The 19,421-nt window shown below is 36.6% G+C and carries 20 protein-coding genes and 1 riboswitch; of the genes, 19 read left to right on the top strand and 1 reads right to left on the bottom strand.

The genetic code is table 11. The features are described from left to right. Positions 1-141: 141 nt before the first annotated feature. Positions 142-244: riboswitch (SAM riboswitch) on the top strand. 89 nt (positions 245-333) lie between these two features. The 15 genes from P3F81_RS00860 (at position 334) to rsmI (ending at position 13,665) form a co-directional block, all read left to right on the top strand. Continuing rightward, positions 334-1,158: a MetQ/NlpA family ABC transporter substrate-binding protein gene (locus P3F81_RS00860; RefSeq protein ID WP_147667247.1), complete on the top strand. Its 825-nt coding sequence runs from the start codon at positions 334-336 to the stop codon at positions 1,156-1,158. Positions 1,159-1,187: 29 nt separating this feature from the next. Next, positions 1,188-2,246 carry a methionine ABC transporter ATP-binding protein gene (locus tag P3F81_RS00865; protein ID WP_147667245.1) on the top strand — a complete coding sequence of 353 codons (1,059 nt, stop codon included), beginning with the start codon at positions 1,188-1,190 and terminating at the stop codon, positions 2,244-2,246. Then, entirely contained in the window at positions 2,215-2,868 is a 654-nt protein-coding gene (locus P3F81_RS00870; RefSeq protein WP_147667243.1) for a methionine ABC transporter permease, read from the top strand. The genes P3F81_RS00865 and P3F81_RS00870 overlap by 32 nt, the downstream gene beginning before the upstream one ends. A gap of 64 nt (positions 2,869-2,932) precedes the next feature. Next, the gene (locus P3F81_RS00875) at positions 2,933-3,751 is read left to right on the top strand and encodes a MetQ/NlpA family ABC transporter substrate-binding protein (protein WP_147667241.1); all 819 of its coding nucleotides are present in this window, start codon (positions 2,933-2,935) and stop codon (positions 3,749-3,751) included. A 140-nt stretch (positions 3,752-3,891) separates the two neighbouring features. Beyond that, positions 3,892-4,164, top strand: a complete 273-nt coding sequence (locus P3F81_RS00880; RefSeq protein ID WP_147667238.1) for a hypothetical protein — start codon at positions 3,892-3,894, stop codon at positions 4,162-4,164. 12 nt (positions 4,165-4,176) lie between these two features. Next, entirely contained in the window at positions 4,177-4,464 is a 288-nt protein-coding gene (locus tag P3F81_RS00885) for an L-asparaginase family protein (protein WP_309320770.1), read from the top strand. 255 nt (positions 4,465-4,719) lie between these two features. Further along, positions 4,720-5,856 carry a type III PLP-dependent enzyme gene (locus P3F81_RS00890; RefSeq protein WP_147667236.1) on the top strand — a complete coding sequence of 379 codons (1,137 nt, stop codon included), beginning with the start codon at positions 4,720-4,722 and terminating at the stop codon, positions 5,854-5,856. Between the two features lie 303 nt (positions 5,857-6,159). Beyond that, complete coding sequence (locus tag P3F81_RS00895) at positions 6,160-7,305, top strand: sensor histidine kinase (RefSeq protein ID WP_147667234.1); 1,146 nt, start codon at positions 6,160-6,162, stop codon at positions 7,303-7,305. Positions 7,306-7,359: 54 nt separating this feature from the next. Continuing rightward, positions 7,360-8,787, top strand: coding sequence for an aminotransferase class I/II-fold pyridoxal phosphate-dependent enzyme (locus P3F81_RS00900; RefSeq protein WP_147667510.1), 1,428 nt, complete (start codon positions 7,360-7,362; stop codon positions 8,785-8,787). 87 nt (positions 8,788-8,874) lie between these two features. After that, positions 8,875-9,471 (top strand): nucleoside/nucleotide kinase family protein, encoded by a 597-nt coding sequence (locus tag P3F81_RS00905; RefSeq protein ID WP_147667232.1) that lies wholly within the window; start codon positions 8,875-8,877, stop codon positions 9,469-9,471. Between the two features lie 215 nt (positions 9,472-9,686). After that, positions 9,687-10,133, top strand: coding sequence for a YaaR family protein (locus P3F81_RS00910; protein ID WP_147667230.1), 447 nt, complete (start codon positions 9,687-9,689; stop codon positions 10,131-10,133). An 11-nt stretch (positions 10,134-10,144) separates the two neighbouring features. Next, positions 10,145-11,113 (top strand): DNA polymerase III subunit delta', encoded by a 969-nt coding sequence (gene holB, locus P3F81_RS00915; protein WP_309320536.1) that lies wholly within the window; start codon positions 10,145-10,147, stop codon positions 11,111-11,113. An 11-nt stretch (positions 11,114-11,124) separates the two neighbouring features. Beyond that, positions 11,125-11,934 carry a PSP1 domain-containing protein gene (locus P3F81_RS00920; protein WP_147667226.1) on the top strand — a complete coding sequence of 270 codons (810 nt, stop codon included), beginning with the start codon at positions 11,125-11,127 and terminating at the stop codon, positions 11,932-11,934. Continuing rightward, entirely contained in the window at positions 11,921-12,664 is a 744-nt protein-coding gene (locus P3F81_RS00925; RefSeq protein ID WP_309320537.1) for a tRNA1(Val) (adenine(37)-N6)-methyltransferase, read from the top strand. The genes P3F81_RS00920 and P3F81_RS00925 overlap by 14 nt, the downstream gene beginning before the upstream one ends. Positions 12,665-12,828: 164 nt before the next feature. Then, a complete protein-coding gene (rsmI, locus tag P3F81_RS00930) occupies positions 12,829-13,665 on the top strand; it encodes a 16S rRNA (cytidine(1402)-2'-O)-methyltransferase (protein WP_147667222.1) in 837 nt (278 codons plus the stop codon). 70 nt (positions 13,666-13,735) lie between these two features. Here rsmI and P3F81_RS00935 read toward each other — a convergent pair whose 3' ends face one another. Then, on the bottom strand, positions 13,736-13,990 hold the full coding sequence (locus P3F81_RS00935) for an AbrB/MazE/SpoVT family DNA-binding domain-containing protein (RefSeq protein WP_177503845.1): 255 nt from the start codon (positions 13,988-13,990) through the stop codon (positions 13,736-13,738). A gap of 585 nt (positions 13,991-14,575) precedes the next feature. On the opposite strand from P3F81_RS00935, the gene metG reads away from it, so the two are divergent. From metG to P3F81_RS00955, 4 genes are all read left to right on the top strand, one after another. Beyond that, positions 14,576-16,504: a methionine--tRNA ligase gene (metG, locus tag P3F81_RS00940; RefSeq protein ID WP_147667217.1), complete on the top strand. Its 1,929-nt coding sequence runs from the start codon at positions 14,576-14,578 to the stop codon at positions 16,502-16,504. Between the two features lies 1 nt (position 16,505). Further along, positions 16,506-17,273 (top strand): TatD family hydrolase, encoded by a 768-nt coding sequence (locus P3F81_RS00945; RefSeq protein WP_147667215.1) that lies wholly within the window; start codon positions 16,506-16,508, stop codon positions 17,271-17,273. Between the two features lie 308 nt (positions 17,274-17,581). Next, positions 17,582-18,034, top strand: a complete 453-nt coding sequence (locus P3F81_RS00950) for a hypothetical protein (RefSeq protein WP_147667213.1) — start codon at positions 17,582-17,584, stop codon at positions 18,032-18,034. A 271-nt stretch (positions 18,035-18,305) separates the two neighbouring features. After that, positions 18,306-19,280: a resuscitation-promoting factor gene (locus P3F81_RS00955; protein ID WP_309320538.1), complete on the top strand. Its 975-nt coding sequence runs from the start codon at positions 18,306-18,308 to the stop codon at positions 19,278-19,280. The last annotated feature ends 141 nt before the right edge of the window (positions 19,281-19,421 follow it).

Consider the following 19,421-nt stretch of genomic DNA (forward strand, 5'->3'; position numbering starts at 1 on the left):
TCCAGAGGAAAACTTTGAACAATGACGTTATAAAGGGGATGTTCGATAATTTAAATTACGGTAAATGTTACAAGTATACGATTTTTTTATTGACAAGCGAATTTGTAAGTGATATCATCTAAACCATAATTAAATGAGAAGCTCTTATCAAGAGAGGTCGAGGGACTGGCCCGATGAAACCCGGCAACCGGCAGAAATGCAGTGGTGCCAAATCCAGCAGGAGTATATTTCCTGGAGATGAGAGAAAAGCAGTGTATAAATGATAGGCTCTTTTCCTCACGGAAAAGAGCTTTTTTATTTGCCTGGAAACAAATTCTTAGAGGGGGTATTTACATGAGAAAAAAATGGTTAGGGTTAGTTTTGGCTATGGTGGCAGCTTTGAGTATGACGGTAATCTCCGGTTGTGCTTCAAATAAAGATGCGGATGCTTCGGTAGAAAAAACATCAATAAAAGTTGGGGTAACACCAGGTCCTCATGCGGAGATTATGGAAGTTGTGCAAAAAGTAGCGGCGAAGGATGGTCTTAACATTGAAATTATCGAGTTTAGTGATTATATTCAACCAAATGTCGCGTTAAATCAGGGTGAAATTGATGTAAATAGTTATCAGCATCAACCATTCCTTGATGCACAGGTAAAAGATCGTGGGTATAAGATAGAAACTTTGGCAAAAACGATTTTATTCCCAATGGGGGTTTATTCGAAAAATTTAACGGATATTCATCAAATTCCGGAAAATGGTGTTGTAGCAATTCCCAATGATCCAAGTAATGGTGGCAGGGCATTAAGTATTTTAGAAAAAGCCGGGTTGATTAAATTGAAAGAAAATGCTGGACTTAGTGCAACTGCGGCGGATATTGTGAAAAATCCAAAACATATTGTTGTGAAAGAATTAGAAGCCGCACAAATTCCATTATCTTTAGGTGATGTCAGCCTTGCAGTAATTAATACGAATTATGCAGTTTCTGCAGGGTTAGTTCCAACAAAAGACGCATTGTTTTTAGAAGATGCAAATTCACCATATGCAAATATTTTAGTCGTTCGGTCAGCGGATAAAGAGAACGTAGCTTATCAAAAATTGGTGAAGGCATATCATTCAGAGGAAGTAAAACAATTTGTCAATGAACATTTTGCTGGTTCGGGCATTGCAACTTGGTAAATAGATTAAAAATAAGGGAGTGAATATCGTTGATTCAGCTATCGAATATAGAAAAGATTTATGATGGAGCATCGGGCCCAGTTCACGCATTAAAAGGCATTAATCTTCATATTAAGCGCGGGGAAATTTATGGTGTTATTGGACTTAGTGGTGCCGGGAAAAGTACATTAATTCGGTGTATTAACATGTTAGAGCGTCCGACAAAAGGAAAGGTCATTGTTGATGGCGAAGATTTGACAGCGATGTCAGATAGTCAGCTTAGAAAAGCGAGAAAAAGTATCGGCATGATTTTTCAGCATTTTAATCTGCTTTCTTCAGCTACTGTCTATGAAAATGTAGCGTTTCCATTAACATTAATCGGAACAAAAAAATCGGAGATAGAAAAAAAGGTTTTACCTTTGTTAGAATTGGTAGGACTTGCAGATAAAAAAGATCAATATCCTGCGCAACTAAGTGGTGGTCAGAAGCAAAGAGTAGGGATTGCGAGAGCTTTGGCAAGTGATCCGAAGGTGCTTTTATGCGATGAAGCAACTTCTGCGCTTGATCCACAAACAACGAAGTCTATTTTGGAATTAATCCGTGATATTAATCAAAAATTGCAATTAACTGTAGTTTTAATTACCCATGAAATGCAGGTAATTAAAGAAATTTGTGATAATGTAGCTGTGATAGAAAATGGTGTGATTTGTGAGCAAGGGACAGTGCTTGACGTATTTACGAATCCACAGCAGGCGATTACGAAAGAGTTTATCAGTGTAATTATCAGTCGTGATATTCCAGATGCATTTAAAGATGCCAAGATATCGCAAACGCCGATTCCAAATAGCAGTTTATTAGTACGTTTATCCTTTATCGGAAACTCAGCGGAAGAACCGGTAATATCTAGCTTGATTCGTCGCTTTGCCGTAGATACAAATATTATTTATGGAAATGTTGATCATATCAAGAGTACACCATATGGCACTTTGGTTCTTGAGATTACAGGGGAAGATGAAGAGATTCAAAAATCATTGAATTATTTACAGGAAAGAAACTTAGGAATTGAGGTGATTGGCTATGTCGCAGGACATGATAATGCTATTAGCTAAAGGGTTATGGGAAACGACGTACATGGTCTGTGTATCCTCGCTTATTTCCGCATTGATTGGAATTCCGTTAGGGGTTATTCTCGTTACTACAGATAAGGGGCATATTTTAGAAAATTTATCCTTTAATCGAATTTTAGGTGCAGTGGTAAATGCTGCACGATCAACGCCATTCATTATTTTAATGGTTGCAATTATTCCATTGACTAGAATCATTGTAGGTACTTCTATTGGTACGGAGGCGGCTATGGTTCCGCTTACGTTGGCGGCAATTCCGTTTGTGGGTCGTATTATTGAAACTTCATTAAAAGAGGTTGAACATGGATTGATTGAAGCGGCGCAATCAATGGGGGCAACACCTTATCAAATTATTACGCGGGTGATGATTCCGGAGGCAATGCCATCTATTGTTTCGGGAATTACGATTACCGTGATTAACTTGATTAACTATTCTGCGATGGCTGGTGCAATCGGCGGCGGCGGACTCGGAGATTTAGCAATTCGTTACGGCTATCAACGGTTCCGTGGAGACGTGATGTTAACTACAGTTATTATTTTGATTATTCAAGTACAGTTGGTACAATCTATTGGGGATTATGTGGCAAATAAATTAAATAAACGTTAAGTTATTGGTATCCACAGCAGTTTTGCTGTTAAGATATAGAATTAAAATGGAGGGGACATATAGAATGAAAAAAATCACATTACTTTTGGTTTCGTTACTTATGGTTGTTATGGCTGTAGCGGGCTGTGGCACAAATGCACCTGCAGCAGATAAAGCGGCGGACAACAAGGTATTAAAAGTTGGCGCGACAGCGGTTCCGCATGCGGAAATTCTTGAGGTGGTAAAACCTATCTTAGAAAAGGAAGGCATTAAATTAGAAATCGTTGAGTTTAGCGATTATGTACAACCAAACTTAGCTGTTTCTGATAAGGAATTAGATGCAAACTTCTTCCAACATACACCTTATCTTGAAAAATTCTGTGCGGAACGCAATTTAAAATTAGTAAATGTTGCCGGTGTTCATCTTGAGCCAATGGGCATTTATTCAAAAAATATTAAAAATATTGCAGATACAAAAGATGGTGCTAAAGTAGGCATTCCAAATGACCCTACAAATGGCGGTCGTGCATTAGCACTACTTGCTAATGCAGGTTTAATTACATTAAAAGATGGCGTTGGCATTCATGCAACTGTACCAGATATCACTGCAAATCCGAAAAACTTAAAAATCAATGAACTTGAAGCAGCACAATTGCCTCGTTCACTTGATGATTTAGATCTTGCTGTAATCAATACAAATTATGCACTTGAAGCAAACCTTGTACCGGAAAAAGACGCATTATTTATTGAACGAAATGATTCTCCTTATGTAAATATTTTAGTAGCACGTGCTGGGGATGAAAATCGTCCAGAAATTCAAAAGCTAGCAGCTGCTTTAAAATCCGAAGAAGTGAAAAAATTTATCAATGAAAAATATAAAGGGGCTATATTGCCTGCATTCTAAATCATAAGAAATAGATGAGGAATAGGGGTGACCAAAGTTTTATTTTGGTCACCCCTTAATTTTTGCAAAAAAAGAAAGCATTATAGTTATGCTTTGCATAAGATAGGGTAATATTATTACGTTGAAACGAGGTGGAGTTGGTGTCTGAGGAAGAGAGAAAGCTAAGGCCGGCAAAATGGCAAAAACCAGAAGTAGAAGATACACGAACAAATCAAACTGAGATGAAGAGAGAGCCAGACTGGCAAAATCGACAAGAAAATATGTGTAGACCTCAACCAAGAGGATATTGTTATCCTAGAGTTGGGGCATTGCAAGGAGGATGCTATCCAGGTAGGTATATTGGGTGGTATCATCATCATCATAAATGTCCACCGCGACATCTTTGTTATCCGCGTGCTTATTATCAATATTAACTATTGTAGTTTATATATAAAGAGGTAAAAGGTATAGTTGTCGAAGGTCTGGCCAGAGGGAATGTTAATTCGACAGTAAAGGCTGGCATCATTTGTGGGATTCCTGTTGTTCTTGCAACGAGAGTTCATAGTGGTAGAGTACTAGACACTTATGGTTATGATAGTGGTGTAAAATCATTTAAAGACTCTGGTGTTATTTTAGCTGGAGAGTTAACTGGTCAAAAAGCACGTCTAAAGTTAATGGTTGCTTTAGGTATAACAAATGATATGAAAAAGTTGGCAAGATGTTTTGACAGCTAATAAAATATTGGTTCCTAAAGAGGTATCGTGCTAAAAATTAGTACGATACCTCTTTTTCATAAAAATAGCTCTAGACTACCGGAAATTTGAGTGTTTATTACTATATTTATGATGGTATATTTTTTTTGCTCGTTTGCTAAAGATAATTTTTGGTAAAAAGGTTTAAAATAATAAAATATTAGCAGGATTTTCCGTGGAAAGGTGAAATAATAGTATCGTTGTATTTTAAATTTTAATTAGAGATGGGAGAGGGATATGAACAGTTTTCGACTAACTAAAAATGCCATGCACCAATTGGCAACGGAGTATACAACTCCATTATTGGTAATATCTTTAGAGCAGATTGAGTATAATTATCGATTTTTGGCTAAATATTTGCCTCGAGTAAAAGTTTTTTATGCGGTAAAGGCAAATCCAAATGATGATATCGTCAAGAAGGCTGCTGAATTAGGGTCTTATTTTGATGTTGCATCTGATGGAGAAATGTTGCAATTAACTAGATTAGGTATTGGTGCGAACCGTATGGTATATGCGAATCCTTATAAGACACCAAAAGGGCTTGCAGTAGCGAATCGTACGGGAGTGAATAAATTTACGTTTGACAGTGAAAGTGAAATCTATAAGATGGCAAAGGCAGTTCCGGGAGGAACGGTGCTTTTACGTGTCAGAGTAGATAATCCGAAAGCATTAGTCGATTTAAATAAAAAATTTGGAGCCGCGGTGGAAGATGTGCCGCGTTTATTGAGGATAGCACGCGATCAAGGTCTTGATGTTGGAGGACTTTGCTTCCATGTTGGAAGTCAATCACCAACTGCAGAAGCGCATATAGAGGCACTTCATATTGTGAGAAATTTATTTGATAATGCACAAAAGGAAGGTTTTAATCTTAGAATTCTAGACATTGGTGGAGGCCTTCCAATTCCAACATTAGATGCAAATATAGACCTTGCTGAAATAGCGGAAGATATAAATATAGCTTTGGAAAAATTATTTCCAGATACGGAAATATGGGCTGAACCTGGTCGTTTTATTTGTGGCACAGCGGTCAACTTAATTACTAGTGTGATTGGAACGCAGGAGCGTAATCATCAGAAATGGTATTTCCTTGATGATGGTCTTTATGGTAGTTTTTCTGGTGTGATTTTTGATCATTGGGAATATGAACTAGAGCCCTTTAAAGAAGGTGAATTATATCCATCTACAGTAGCTGGTCCAAGCTGCGATTCATTGGATGTGTTATATAGGGATAGAATGATGCCTAAACTAGAAATAGGAGACTTGTTGTTAACTGCAAATTGTGGGGCATATACTTCGGCATCTGCTACAGAATTTAATGGATTTGCAAAAACTCCAATGATAATTTGGGAAGATGTTAAAAATAAAATAAAGTAAAGTTAGTTGAAAAGTCTATGATAAATAGGTGGATAACTTATTTGTTATAGACTTTTTCATATAAAAAACAATAGTTATCCACATTTTTATTCACATAGTGCATAAGTTTGTGGATAAGTTTGAGTATAAACCATAAAATAGTTAGGTTTTTAAGAAATATCTTGTGGATAAGAAATTATCCACAAAAATAAAATATGTGAATAACTTATGGTTTTATGTTGATTTATTATAGAATGATTTTTATCTTGACGTATTTTGGGGTATAATAAAAAATAATGTTTCAATTTGAAAAAGGATGATAAAATGTGTGATCTGGATGAAAAAACATTAGATAATATTATAAAAGAAACAATTCACGCAATGGAAAATGGAAAGACACAAATCTTTGAAATTTATGAAGCGGCTTGCAATGAAGTAAAAAATGTTAAAAAAGACATTGAAGAGTTAAAAAAAATGGCAGAAGAGATTATTAATAAAGTTGATGATCATGAAAAAAAAGAACGCCTTGCTAGAATGAAATTAGCACAGGTAAGCTGTAATTTTAAGCTTTATAATGAAACGGATATAAAAATATGTTATGAAGAAGCCAGACAAATTCAAATTCAGGTGGCTGTTCTACGAGAGCAAGAACAAAGTATGCGAAAAAAGCGTGATGAAATGGAAATTCGCCTTAAACAATTGATGGGAACGGTAGAAAAGGCGAAGCAGCTCGTTTCACAAGTTGGTGTGGTATTAGGATATTTAAGTGCGCAGATGGGTGCAGTTGCAACGAAAATGGAGGAAATGAATCAGGAGAAATTACTTGGTGCTACGATTATTAAAGCGCAAGAGGATGAAAGGCTGAGAATTTCGCGTGAGATTCATGATGGCCCGGCACAAATGATGGCAAACGTTGTTTATCGGACGGATATTTGTGAGCGGTTATTGGCTATGGATACAGAAAAGGTACGTGAAGAACTACATGATCTTAAGGCGCAGGTACGCAATTGCTTGACGGAAACGAGGAAGATCATTTTTGATTTACGCCCGATGGGACTGGACGATTTAGGTTTGGTAGCAACGATTTTTCACTTTTTAGAAAAGTTTGAAGAACGCAATCATCTTATTGTTGATTTTAATGTGATTGGAGAAGAGGTGCGCCTGGCAAGACATATTGAAATAGGTGTATTTCGTGTAGTTCAAGAGGGAATAAATAATATTCATAAACATGCACAAGTAGATCAAGCAAAATTGGTGGTCGAATTTCATCATGAATATTTGTCTATTACTGTTGAGGATGAAGGGATTGGTTTCAATGAAGATGATGTTGATGTGCATGAAGGAGAATGCTATGGGTTGCTTGGTATGAAAGAGCGTATTTCTTTGCTGAAGGGCAGATTAACGATTATTTCAAAAGCATTTGAAGGAACAAAATTAAGAATTTTAATCCCGTTGGTGGACAAAGAATAGCAAAGGAGCTTGCTGGTGAACGAAAAGCAGAAAACAGTGCCGATACTTACGGCAATGAAACGATATGTAGAGGATGGTGCAGTTGGATTTCATACGCCGGGGCATAAGCAGGGTAAAGGAATGGATGCGGAATTTTTTGATTTAGTTACGCCACTTGGATTAAAAACCGAAGTGTCTTTAATGGAAGAGTTGGATGATTTACATGAACCGGCGATGTGTATTAAAGAAGCACAGGATTTAGCTGCTGAGCTTTATAACGCCGACTCCAGCTATTTTGTCATCAATGGAACAACAGGCGCAATTCACGCGATGATTATGGCGGCAGTAAATCCGGGAGATAAAATTATTATTCCGCGAAATGCGCACCGGTCTGTGATTGGTGGGGTCATTTTAAGCGGAGCAGAGCCGATTTTTGTTTTACCGGAAGTGGATATAGAGCTGGGAATTGCGATGGCAGTATCACCGGAGCAAATTGAGCAGGCGATAAAAGAACATCCTGATGCAAAAGCTGTATTAGTTGTGTATCCAACTTATTATGGTGTGGCTTCTGATATAGAGAAAATTGCTTCTATTGTACATAAAAATAAAATGCTGCTACTTGTAGATGAAGCGCATGGACCTCATTTAAAATTTAGTAATTATTTGCCGATACAGGCAATAGATGCGGGAGCTGATATTGTTGCGCAGAGCACACATAAGATTTTAGGAGCTATGACACAATGCTCAATGCTTCATGCACGCCATCATCGTATTGATGTGCAAAAATTGAAGACGATGATTAGTTTAGTTCAATCGACGAGCCCTAATTATTTACTTTTAGCATCTTTGGATGTAGCACGGCGGCAAATGGCGGTTGAAGGAAAAGCTTTATTAAAGCGAGCGGTTGATTTATCCATTTGGCTTAGAAATGAAATCAATAAAATTGAGGGACTTTATTGCTTTGGAGAAGAAAAACTAGGTGCGCAGGGCGCATATGCACTTGATATTACGAAGCTGACTGTCACGGTTAAGGGACTCTATATGACAGGGGCAGAGGCTGAAAAAATTTTACGCTGCAAATATAAAATCCAAGTGGAATTATCTGATTTATACAATATTTTATTTATTCTTTCCTATGCGGATGGGCAAAGAGAAGCAGAAACATTATTAGTGGCATTGCGTAAGCTGGCTGAAGAGGTAAAACAAAATTCTACCCCAATAAATGCTTTAGCCTGTGTGATTTATCCGTATAAAATTTTAACAAAACAATCACCTCGTCAAGCATTATTTGCAGTGAAGAGAGAAATGCAATTTCACGAATCAGCTGGATGTATTTGTGGGGAAATGATTACTTTTTATCCACCGGGTATTCCACTGATATGTCCAGGCGAAGTGATTACGCAGGAGTTAATAGACTATTGTAAAATGATGCAGCAGAGTGGATTAAAGGTAGTGGGTCCTAATGATGCATCGCTTACGACAATTCAGGTTGTTGCTGAATAATTTATCCGATGGCTAACGGATCTGATTTCAGTGGGAGTTAAAACACATACGGAAAGAGCATTGTTTATTTTTTAAGGTGGTGTGACGGTGGGAAAGATATTTTGTTTGATGGGAAAAAGCAGTTCGGGAAAAGATACGATATTTAAAAAAATATTGAACGAATTGAATATGGAATTAAAACCTGTTGTCACGTATACAACACGCCCTAAAAGAAATCATGAAGTTGAAGGAAAAGAATATTATTTTATCAATGAGGAAAGAGTGCAATCATATGAAAAGAGCGGATGTTTAATAGAGAAGCGCATTTACCATACGGTAGATGGAGACTGGATTTATTGTACAGTCGATGATGGGCAGTTTGATTTAAAAAAATATAGTTATCTCATGATAGGAACACTAGAGGTATATCAAAGTCTTCAAGAATTCTTTGGGAAAAGAGCGATTGTTCCATTATATCTACATATAGATGATGGAGTTCGATTAGAGCGTGCATTATCCCGTGAACGACAGCAGGAAAATCCAAATTATGAAGAGGTATGTCGACGTTTTTTAGCAGATAGTGCAGACTTTAGTAATGCAAAGCTTGTGAGATGTGGGATTGATGAACGTTTTGAAAACCATGATTTGAGAGAATGTATGAAGCGGATGAAAGCATTTATTTTAGAAGAGCTAAAAAGCAAATAGTTCACTTGAGTAAAAGATGCAATTTGATTGCATCTTTTTTATCTATTAGGATGCAGATGGGAGAAAAAATGTTCTGCATTAAATTTTGTATTATATAAAAGGATTTTTTAGGAAAAGAGAATAGGTTAGGTAATAAGATTGATTGCTTATTTTAAATAAAGGAATTATAATTTAAAGTAGGTATATCTATCAAAGTTTCTGGAAGGTGGATTAGAATGAAAGTTGGTAATATGGGGGCGCGAAGTTCATTTCCTGTTGGTGAACATGATGCGAACTCTAAGATAGGGAAAAAAACGAGTCCATTTTCATCTGAACTTACGCATAGCCAAGATGAGATCTCTTTAGAGCGTTTGAATGAACTGCTTGAAAAGATCGATAAGCAAGGAGCTAAACTGACGCAAACACCGACTTATTCGGAATTAAAATCATATCGTGATTTAGTAAAAACTTTTGTTGGCGAAGCTGTATCGAGAATGTATACGATTAATTCGCAGACTGGATGGGATAGGCAAGGCAGACAAAAGGTGTATACGACGATAAAAAAAGTAGATTCTGTTTTAGAGAGTATGACAGAGGATATTCGGACTGGACAAGCTACAAATTTATCTATCGTAGCTAAGCAAGATGCAATTCGTGGTATGCTTGTCGATTTATATATGTGATGGTGCTGAAAATGAATTGGCATGATGTAATCGGGCACGAAGATGTAATTGCTGAGTTAAAAACGATAATGAAGCAGGGGCGAATGCCTCACGCAGTTTTATTCATTGGGTCGGAGGGAATTGGAAAACAATTGGTTGCGAGAATTATGGCGGCGTCACTTTTTTGTGAAAAGCAAAATGGAACCCCTTGCGGAGAATGCTTTTCTTGTCGGCAGTTTTTCAGCAATCAACATCCGGACTTTTTCTCTTTATCCCCAGAGGGCAATAGTATAAAAATTGAGCAAATTCGTCAGTTGCAAGGTGAAATTTCTTTAAGTCCGTATTTAGCTGATAAACGGATTGTCATTATTGATAAAGCAGAATTAATGACGGTGCAGTCAGCGAATAGTTTATTAAAGACGTTGGAAGAACCGCAAGGTGATGTTATTTTCATTCTACTTGCACATAGTCGTCAGAGCTTGTTGGATACGATTTTATCCAGATGTCAAGTATTTAATTTTCAGCCATTAAAAGTTTCTGTATTAGCACAAGCTTTATTGTCTAAAGGCATTGATAAGGATAAAGTAGATATTCTCGCCCGATTATCAGATGGGAGCATAGGAAAAGCATTAGAACTTTGGGAAAAAAATGGACTGCAGCTTCGTAAGCAGGCTATAGAAGTTCTTGATTGTATAGATCTGGATGATATTTGGCGAGTGAGTACGGCTTTAAGTGAATTGGAGCGCAATCGCTTATTAGAGGTGTTAGAATATCTCAGTATGTTATGGCGTGATATGCTGGTATTGCATGAAGAGTGTAATGGTGAATTAATATATAACATAGATATGAAAGAAATCTTAAATAATAAAAGTGATGCATGGTCAACAAGACGGCTTTTGGCGGCGTTGCAACTACTTAGTAAAGTGCGTATGTCATTAAAGTCGAATGCAAATGCTAGACTTGCAATGGAATCATTTCTATTAAAATTAAGAGATTTATAAGGAGGCTGCATGTGCAAACGGTAGTTGGTGTACGCTTTAAAAAAGCGGGTAAAATATATTATTTTGATCCTGGTGAGCTAAACATTTTAGAAATGGACGATGTCATCGTTGAAACTGCACGCGGAGTGGAATATGGTCAAGTTGTTATCGGACCGCGTGAGGTGGAAGAAGACCAATTGGTTTTACCATTAAAAACAGTACAACGAAAAGCTACAGAGGCTGACTTGGCAAAAGTAGAAGAAAACAGGCGCAAGGAAAAAGAGGGCTTTGCAATTTGTGAAAAGAAAATTGCTGCTCATAATTTGCCAATGAAATTAATTGATGTAGAGTATACGTTTGATGTAAACAAAATTATTTTCTATTTTACTGCTGATGGAAGAATTGACTTTAGAGATCTTGTTAAGGATTTAGCAGCAGTGTTTAGAACGAGAATTGAACTCAGACAAATTGGCGTTCGTGATGAAGCAAAATTGATGGGCGGTATTGGCTGTTGTGGTCGTCCGCTTTGTTGTGCTACGTTTCTTGGAGATTTTGAACCAGTATCTATTCGAATGGCAAAAGAGCAGAATTTATCGTTAAACCCGACAAAAATTTCAGGTATTTGTGGCCGTCTGATGTGCTGCTTGAAATATGAAAATGATTGTTATTGTTCATGTTCTTGCAAAAAAATTGTTGCGCCGAAACAAGGTAGTAGAGTCATTACGATAGATGGTGAAGGTAAAGTAATTTCTGTGAACAATCAACGAAAAACAGCGACGATTTTACTTGATGATAATAAAACAATTGTAACTTCGTGGGAAGATGTCGTTGAAAAGGACTGATTTTCTGTTAGCAGATGGCGAACGCTTAGATGATTTGCAAATTGATGGGTTAAAGGTAATTCAACATAAAGATCAATTTCGTTTCTCTGTAGATGCAGTATTATTATCACATTTTGCGCACTTGAAGAAAAAGTCACGTGTACTAGACTTAGGGACGGGTACAGGCGTTATTCCGCTACTATTAACAACACGTGGTGCAGACAATATTACGGGAATAGAAATTAACGCTGTGATGGCTGATTTAGCCAAGCGTAGCGTTAAATACAATCAATTGGAAGACAAAATTAAAATTGTGCAGTGGGATTTACGTGAAATTCGAAATTTGTTTCAAGCCAGCATATTTGATTTAGTTGTGGCAAATCCACCGTATCGTCCCGTTAAGCAGGGGAAAATCAGTGAACTTGATGCGGTTGCTATAGCACGTCATGAGGTGTCTGCAACGCTTGAAGATGTAGTAATGACTGCGAGATATTTATTAAATATGCGTGGTCGCTTTGCAATGGTTCATTTACCGGAACGTTTAGCTGAGATTATTGTCGTAATGCATTCGGTGGGGATTGAGCCTAAACGTTTACAATTTGTGCATAGCAAAATGGGGAAGATGCCTGTTTTGGTTCTCATCGAGGGAGTTGTTGGTGCTAGGTCTGGACTAATAGTAGAAAAACCGTTTACGATTTATAATGAAGATGGTTCTTATCATAAAGACATTATGGAATATTACGCGAGATAATTTACAAATAAAAATGGACATACTATAATGAAGATGCAAGTATGCTTTGTCTTGCGAAGATGGTATGTTAAACATTAAAAGACAAAGAGAATGTCAGCGTTTGATTTTGCGACATTCTCTTTTTGTATTGCAAATATATTTTGATTAGAAAATAGGAGAGTCAAATGGCTGGAATTTTATACTTATGTGCTACCCCGATAGGTAATTTAGAAGATATGACGTTTCGAGCAGTTAGAGTATTAGGGGAAGTGGACTTTATTGCTGCGGAGGATACGCGTCATACGAGAAAGTTATTAACACATTTTGATTTGCATACACCGCTAATTAGTTATCATGAGCATAATAAATTCGAACGAGGACCGGAATTAATTTCAATGCTCCTGGAGGGGAAAAATATCGCGGTGGTAAGTGATGCTGGATTACCGGGGATTGCAGATCCAGGCAGTCACTTAGCACAGCTTGCAATTGAAGAGGGCATTATTGTAATGCCGCTCCCGGGAGCAAATGCAGCATTGTCCGGACTTATTTGTTCTGGGCTTGATACGACAAGTTTTTTATTCGTTGGTTTTTTACCGAAGACGAGTAGAAAGCGGCGGGAAGTATTAGAGTCTATTGTATCATCAAAAGCAACATTGTTATTTTATGAATCACCACATCGATTAAAAGATACGCTAAAAGAATGTATTACTGTTTTAGGAGAGCGAAAAGCGGTTGCATGTCGGGAATTGACGAAGAAATTTGAGGAATTCGTGCGAGGAACACTTTCTTCTTTACAAGAACATTTTCAAAATAATCAGCCTCGCGGTGAATTTACTTTAATTATTGAGGGCAATACTAAAGACGAAGAAGATTTTGAACAATTAACCGGAGAGATTTCCTTACAGGATGCTGTAGAGCAATTAATAAAACAAGGTGTAGATAAGAAAACGGCGATGAAAGAGGTGGCAGTAAAGTATAAAGTTTCAAAGCGGGATGTATATCAGGCTTTATTGGGAAAATAAAAAAGTACCCTGAAAATTGGCGGGTATAAGCCAATCTTTCGGGTACTTTTTGAAATATGTAGTGGGGGAATTACATGGAAGGTTGAGCCATTGCTTCTAAGCACTCAGAGCAAATGTTTTTTCCTTTGAATTTTGTAACTTTATCTGCATTACCACAGAAAACACATGCGCAAGATGGTTCATATTTGCGAAGTATAATGCGGTCTTGATCTACATAAATTTCTAAAGCGTCTTTTTCTTCAATAGCAAGTGTACGGCGTAACTCGATAGGAATAACCACTCTTCCAAGTTCGTCTACTTTACGTACAATACCAGTTGATTTCATCATATATTCTCTCCTTTACATTCAACAACATTCGACAATTTCTGTCTAAATAAATAGTACCAGACATTACATTTGTTGTCAACCCTGTTTTTCCCAAAAAAAACAAATAAATTCTCTATTTTCTTATTTATAGGGGAAATATTTGTAAATTAACGACATTAATATGTAGAATTTTGTCGAAAGTGTAATTAATTTCAGATAAATGTATTATAATTACTCGAAAAGAATGAATCTGAATTGCCAGTCGGAAAAATTTTTGGCTATAATTTAAGCGGAAAAACGACTTTCTTCTCCAAACATAAAAACATAATTTAATAGAGTAAGACTTGATTAAATTATGTTTTTATTCTATTGGGAATTTAGTCGCCCTCATCTAGGAGATTAGCCTGGAGGTATAATTCCTAATTATAGAAGGTAGGAGTCTAGAACGAGTTAGTTATCGAATAAATATGGAAATTTTGTAAATTTTGTATAGTTATGGTAGGAATAAAATGAATAAAAATTTTAATAAATTTTTTAAAAAAATTCGTCATTTTAATTCCGACATGATAAAATGAATAGTGCGATGAAAGGGGTTTAACATTTATGGAAAAGAAATCATTTTATATAACAACACCTATTTATTATCCAAGTGATAAATTGCATATTGGGCATGCGTATTGTACGACAATTGCAGACTCTGTAGCAAGATATAAGCGTTTATGCGGGTATGATGTATTATTTTTGACTGGTTCCGATGAGCATGGGCAAAAAATTCAACGTAAAGCGGCAGAACAAAATATTACGCCATTACAATATGTAGATAAAATTGTAGCAGGGTTCCAAGATTTGTGGGTAAGATTGAATATTTCAAATGATGATTTTATTCGTACAACCGAGGAGCGTCATCATAAAGTTGTACAAGAAATTTTTAAAAAGATTTATGAAAAAGGCGATATCTACAAAAGTACATATGAAGGGCTTTATTGTACTCCATGTGAAACGTTTTGGTTAGAACGTCAATTGGTAGATGGAAAATGCCCAGATTGCGGTCGTCCAGTAGAAACAGTTCAGGAAGAAAGTTATTTCTTCCGTATGTCAAAATATCAGGAGCGTCTATTAAAATTTATTGAAGATAATCCGGATTTTATTCAACCGGTATCACGCCGTAATGAAATGATTAACTTCATCAAAGGCGGGTTAGAGGATCTTTGTATCTCCCGTACAACTTTTGACTGGGGAATTCCCGTACCAATTGATGGAAAACATGTTATTTATGTATGGTTTGATGCACTTAGCAACTATTTAACAGCAGCGGGCTATTTATCAGATGAAGAAAAGTTCAAGAAATATTGGCCGGCAGATTTGCATTTAGTGGGAAAGGAAATCGTTCGTTTCCATTCGATTATTTGGCCAATTATTCTAATGGCTCTTGATATTGAATTGCCGAAAAAGGTGTATGGACATGGTTGGTTAATCGTAGAAGGCGATAAAATGTCAAAATCTAAAGGAAATGTTATCGATCCGGTTGGATTGATTGAAGAGTTTGGTGCAGATGCGATTCGTTATTTCTTGCTTAGAGAAATAAACCTTGGTATGGATGGCAATTTCTCGCGTGATGCATTGATTCAAAGGATTAATTCTGACCTTGCAAATGATTTAGGAAATTTATTGCACCGTACACTTAGCATGGTAGCACGATTTAATGATGGAATTGTTCTTGAGCCTGGTCAAGCAGATGAAGTAGACGGATCTCTCATTGATTTAGCGAAAAAAACCGTATCTGAATATGAAATGTTAATGGATAAAATGGATATTAGCCCAACGATTAAATTGGTATGGGCGTTTATTAGCCGTACTAATAAATATATTGATGAAACGATGCCATGGGCGCTTGCAAAAGATCCAGAAAAAAAATCTCGCTTAAATACGGTGATGTATAATTTGGTAGAAAGCTTGCGCGTAATTAGTGTGCTAATTGCTCCATTTATGCCGATAACTGCAGAAAAAATATGGAATCAATTGGGCATTGCTCAAGCATTTGATGAGGTTCAATTCGCGGATATAAAATCTTGGGGCAAAACGCCTGTAGGTACGAAAGTAAATAAACCTGAGCAACTTTTCCCAAGGATTGAAGAAGAAAAAGAAGAAAAAACTCAAAAGGTAGAAGTGAAGCCAGCAGTGAATGAAAAAGTAGTTGTTGAACCGGCTGTAACTGAAGAAATTAGCATTGAGGATTTTAGTAAAGTACATTTGCGTGTAGTGAAAGTATTGGCAGCAGAAAAAGTTAAAAAAGCTGATCGATTGTTAATGCTTACCGTAGATTTGGGCGATGAACAACGAACAATTATTTCTGGAATTGCTGAGCACTATACGCCGGAAGAATTAATTGGTAAGAATGTTGTTATGGTGATTAATTTAAAACCGGCAAAAATTCGTGGTGTTGTTTCAAAAGGAATGGTTCTTGCAGCATCAATAGATGATAAATTAAAAGTAATTGAAGTAGATATGCCAGTGGGTAGTAAGGTGAAGTAAAATGTTTTTTGATTCTCATGCTCATCTTGATGATGAAAAATTTACTGATGACCGTGCAGAGGTCATTGCGCGGGCGAAAGAAAATGGTGTAACGCATATTGTGAATATTGGTGCAGATATGGAGTCTTCGGCGCGGTCAATTGGGCTGACGCAGCAGTATGATATGATTTATGCAACGGTTGGAGTGCATCCTCACGATGCAAAGAAGGTTATAGTATCTGACTATGACCAACTGGCGCAGTGGACAAGGTTAGATAAAGTTGTGGCAATTGGTGAGATTGGGCTGGATTATTACTATGACCTATCTCCGCGAGAGCTACAAAGAGAAGTTTTTATCAGACAACTTGATGTTGCTCGGCAAACGCATATGCCAATAGTGATTCATGATCGTGATGCACATGGCGAAACGATGGAGATTTTAAAACGTGAAGGAAAAGGGTTGATAGGGGTAGTCCATTGTTTTGCCGGCAGTATGGAAATGGCAGCAGAGCTGATCAAAATGGGCTGGTATATCGGTTGCGATGGACCAGTAACATTTAAAAATGCAGCAAAACTACCGGAAATTATGAAAAAGATTCCATTAGAACGTTTGCTTATTGAAACGGATAGTCCATATCTCACACCTGTACCATTTCGCGGTAAGCGTAATGAGCCAGCCTATGTTCGCTTTGTTGCAGAGCATATTGCTGGTTTGCGGGGGGTTTCTATTGAAGAGATTGCGAAAGCAACGACGCAAAATGTATGTGATTTATTTCAAATCAAACTATAGAAAAATCAGTTATGTTAATATAATTACAAAAAATGATCGGAAAGAGATTCTCTTTCCGATCATTTTTTATAACCTGCTACTGAATTCGATAAGCAAGATTTGATTTGGGGAAAGATTAACTCCGTTTGAAATTTATTCAGCGTTATAAGGTTTTTATTTTCGCCTAAAAGCCAAAGTTTGGGTAAGGCTAATCAACGGATAAAATGACCATTGCTTTCTAAAAAAAGATGTACTAAGATGAAAGAAAATTTACAAATGAAATCCTAAAAAAATATAAAAATTATTTTTAAAGCATAAGGGGGGATTAAATGAAATTGCCAGATTTCTTAACACGCATATTTTTAGGATTATTAACGCTATGCATACTTAATTTAGATTTAGGTTCTATTGTAAATGCAGGACCTGCCCCAATTCTAACTGGTGCTAGATTTGTTTACTTAGCGGTAGGGGGAAATGAATATTTATATCCGAACAATCGAAATAAAGTAATTTGTCCTACCGAACTAGATGGAGAATATGTAGATATTATGGTTGAGTTCAAAGGGTATCCTAATCAAAGTGTAACTTTTATTAGGCAAGGTGGAATCGCATTGAAAAAAACGATAAATTCCATTACACCGACTAAAAATGGGGTTAGAACGCTTTATAGAATTAAAAAAGAAGATATGTCTGGCGGATACATAATTCTAACATTAGATGCTAAAGGGGCAAATGGTGGAAGTGCGAGTGCTTCTGTAGAAGGATTAAGACTTATTCCATAAAAAACCAAATGCGTTTTAGCACTATTTTTCTTGGAGACTAAATAAGAAAATCTTTAGTGTTTATTGTACTTGAAAATATAATTTATTGAAATATTAACGATAATGCAGAAACCAATTGGAAAACAGCTCCTTTTTTATGCATAATTTTTATCTTATTTGCATAAGATTTAGATATGGAGGAAAAATTTAATAAAGAAAAATTTTAGGGAATTATTTGACAATGGTAATTTTACGTGGTATAATGCACAAGTTCTTCAAAAGGGGGAATTGAGTGAGTAAAAAAGAAAGATTCTTGTACAAAAAAAACAGCTTTATTAGTGTTTTATTGCTCGTCGTTTTACTGACAACAGGTTTCATTTATGGACAAAAAGATGTTCAAATTGATGCAGATGGTAAAATGATTAAAGTAAGTACGTTAAGATCTGATCCTTCACAGATTTTAAAACAGGCAGGCGTTATTTTAGGACCAAATGATGAATACAGATTATCGACTCAAACTTTAGAAAAAAATACGACAATTTTCGTGTATCGGGCAGTGCCCGTTACAGTTACCTACAAAGGTACAAGCACTTCTTATATGACTGGAAAACCAACTGTGGGCGAATTACTCGCCGAATTAGGTATTGCGGCTGATACAACAAAGTCAGTTCCGCAGGTAGACTCGAAAATTACAGAAAATCTTGAAATAAACGTAGTGGATGTAACAGAAAAAATAATTGAACGTGAAGAACAAATTAGTTATGAAGTAATCCGTCAACCGGATCCAACAATGGAAACCGGAAATGAAGAAGTGATTACTGAAGGTGAAAACGGTGAAAAACTTGTGACTGTGAAGATCGAGTATCACGATGGTCAGCAAGCATCTGAAACCGTGACGAATGAAAAAATCATAAAGCCTGCTAAATCTGAAATTGTAAAGGTTGGTACACGTGATACGATAGATACATCACGTGGTACAATGAGATTTAGAAAAGTAGCGCATATGGAAGCGACTGCCTACCTCCCAACGGATGGGAATGGAGCTGGGATAACTGCAACTGGAATGGCCGCAAGGCGCGGAATTGTTGCTGTAGATCCAAAAGTAATTCCATTAGGAACTAGACTCTACATACCAGGCTATGGAATGGCGCTTGCTGCTGATACCGGTGGAGCGATTCAAGGAAATATTATAGACCTTTGTGTAGAGGACTATGGTGAAGCAATGCAGTTTGGTAGAAGAACTGTAAAAGTCTATATTTTAGATTAATAATATAAGAGAGAAACTATCGTGAAAGGTTATTTTGCGATAGTTTTTTTCATCCGAACGTGCAAGGGTGTTTTAAAGAAAGTTTACTTTCTCTGGGCAGCCTTGCTTTATTTTGATTATATGCAGCAAAGATTCGTAAAT

The organism is Selenobaculum gibii (genome assembly GCF_030273445.1).
Classification (GTDB): domain Bacteria; phylum Bacillota; class Negativicutes; order ICN-92133; family ICN-92133; genus Selenobaculum; species Selenobaculum gibii.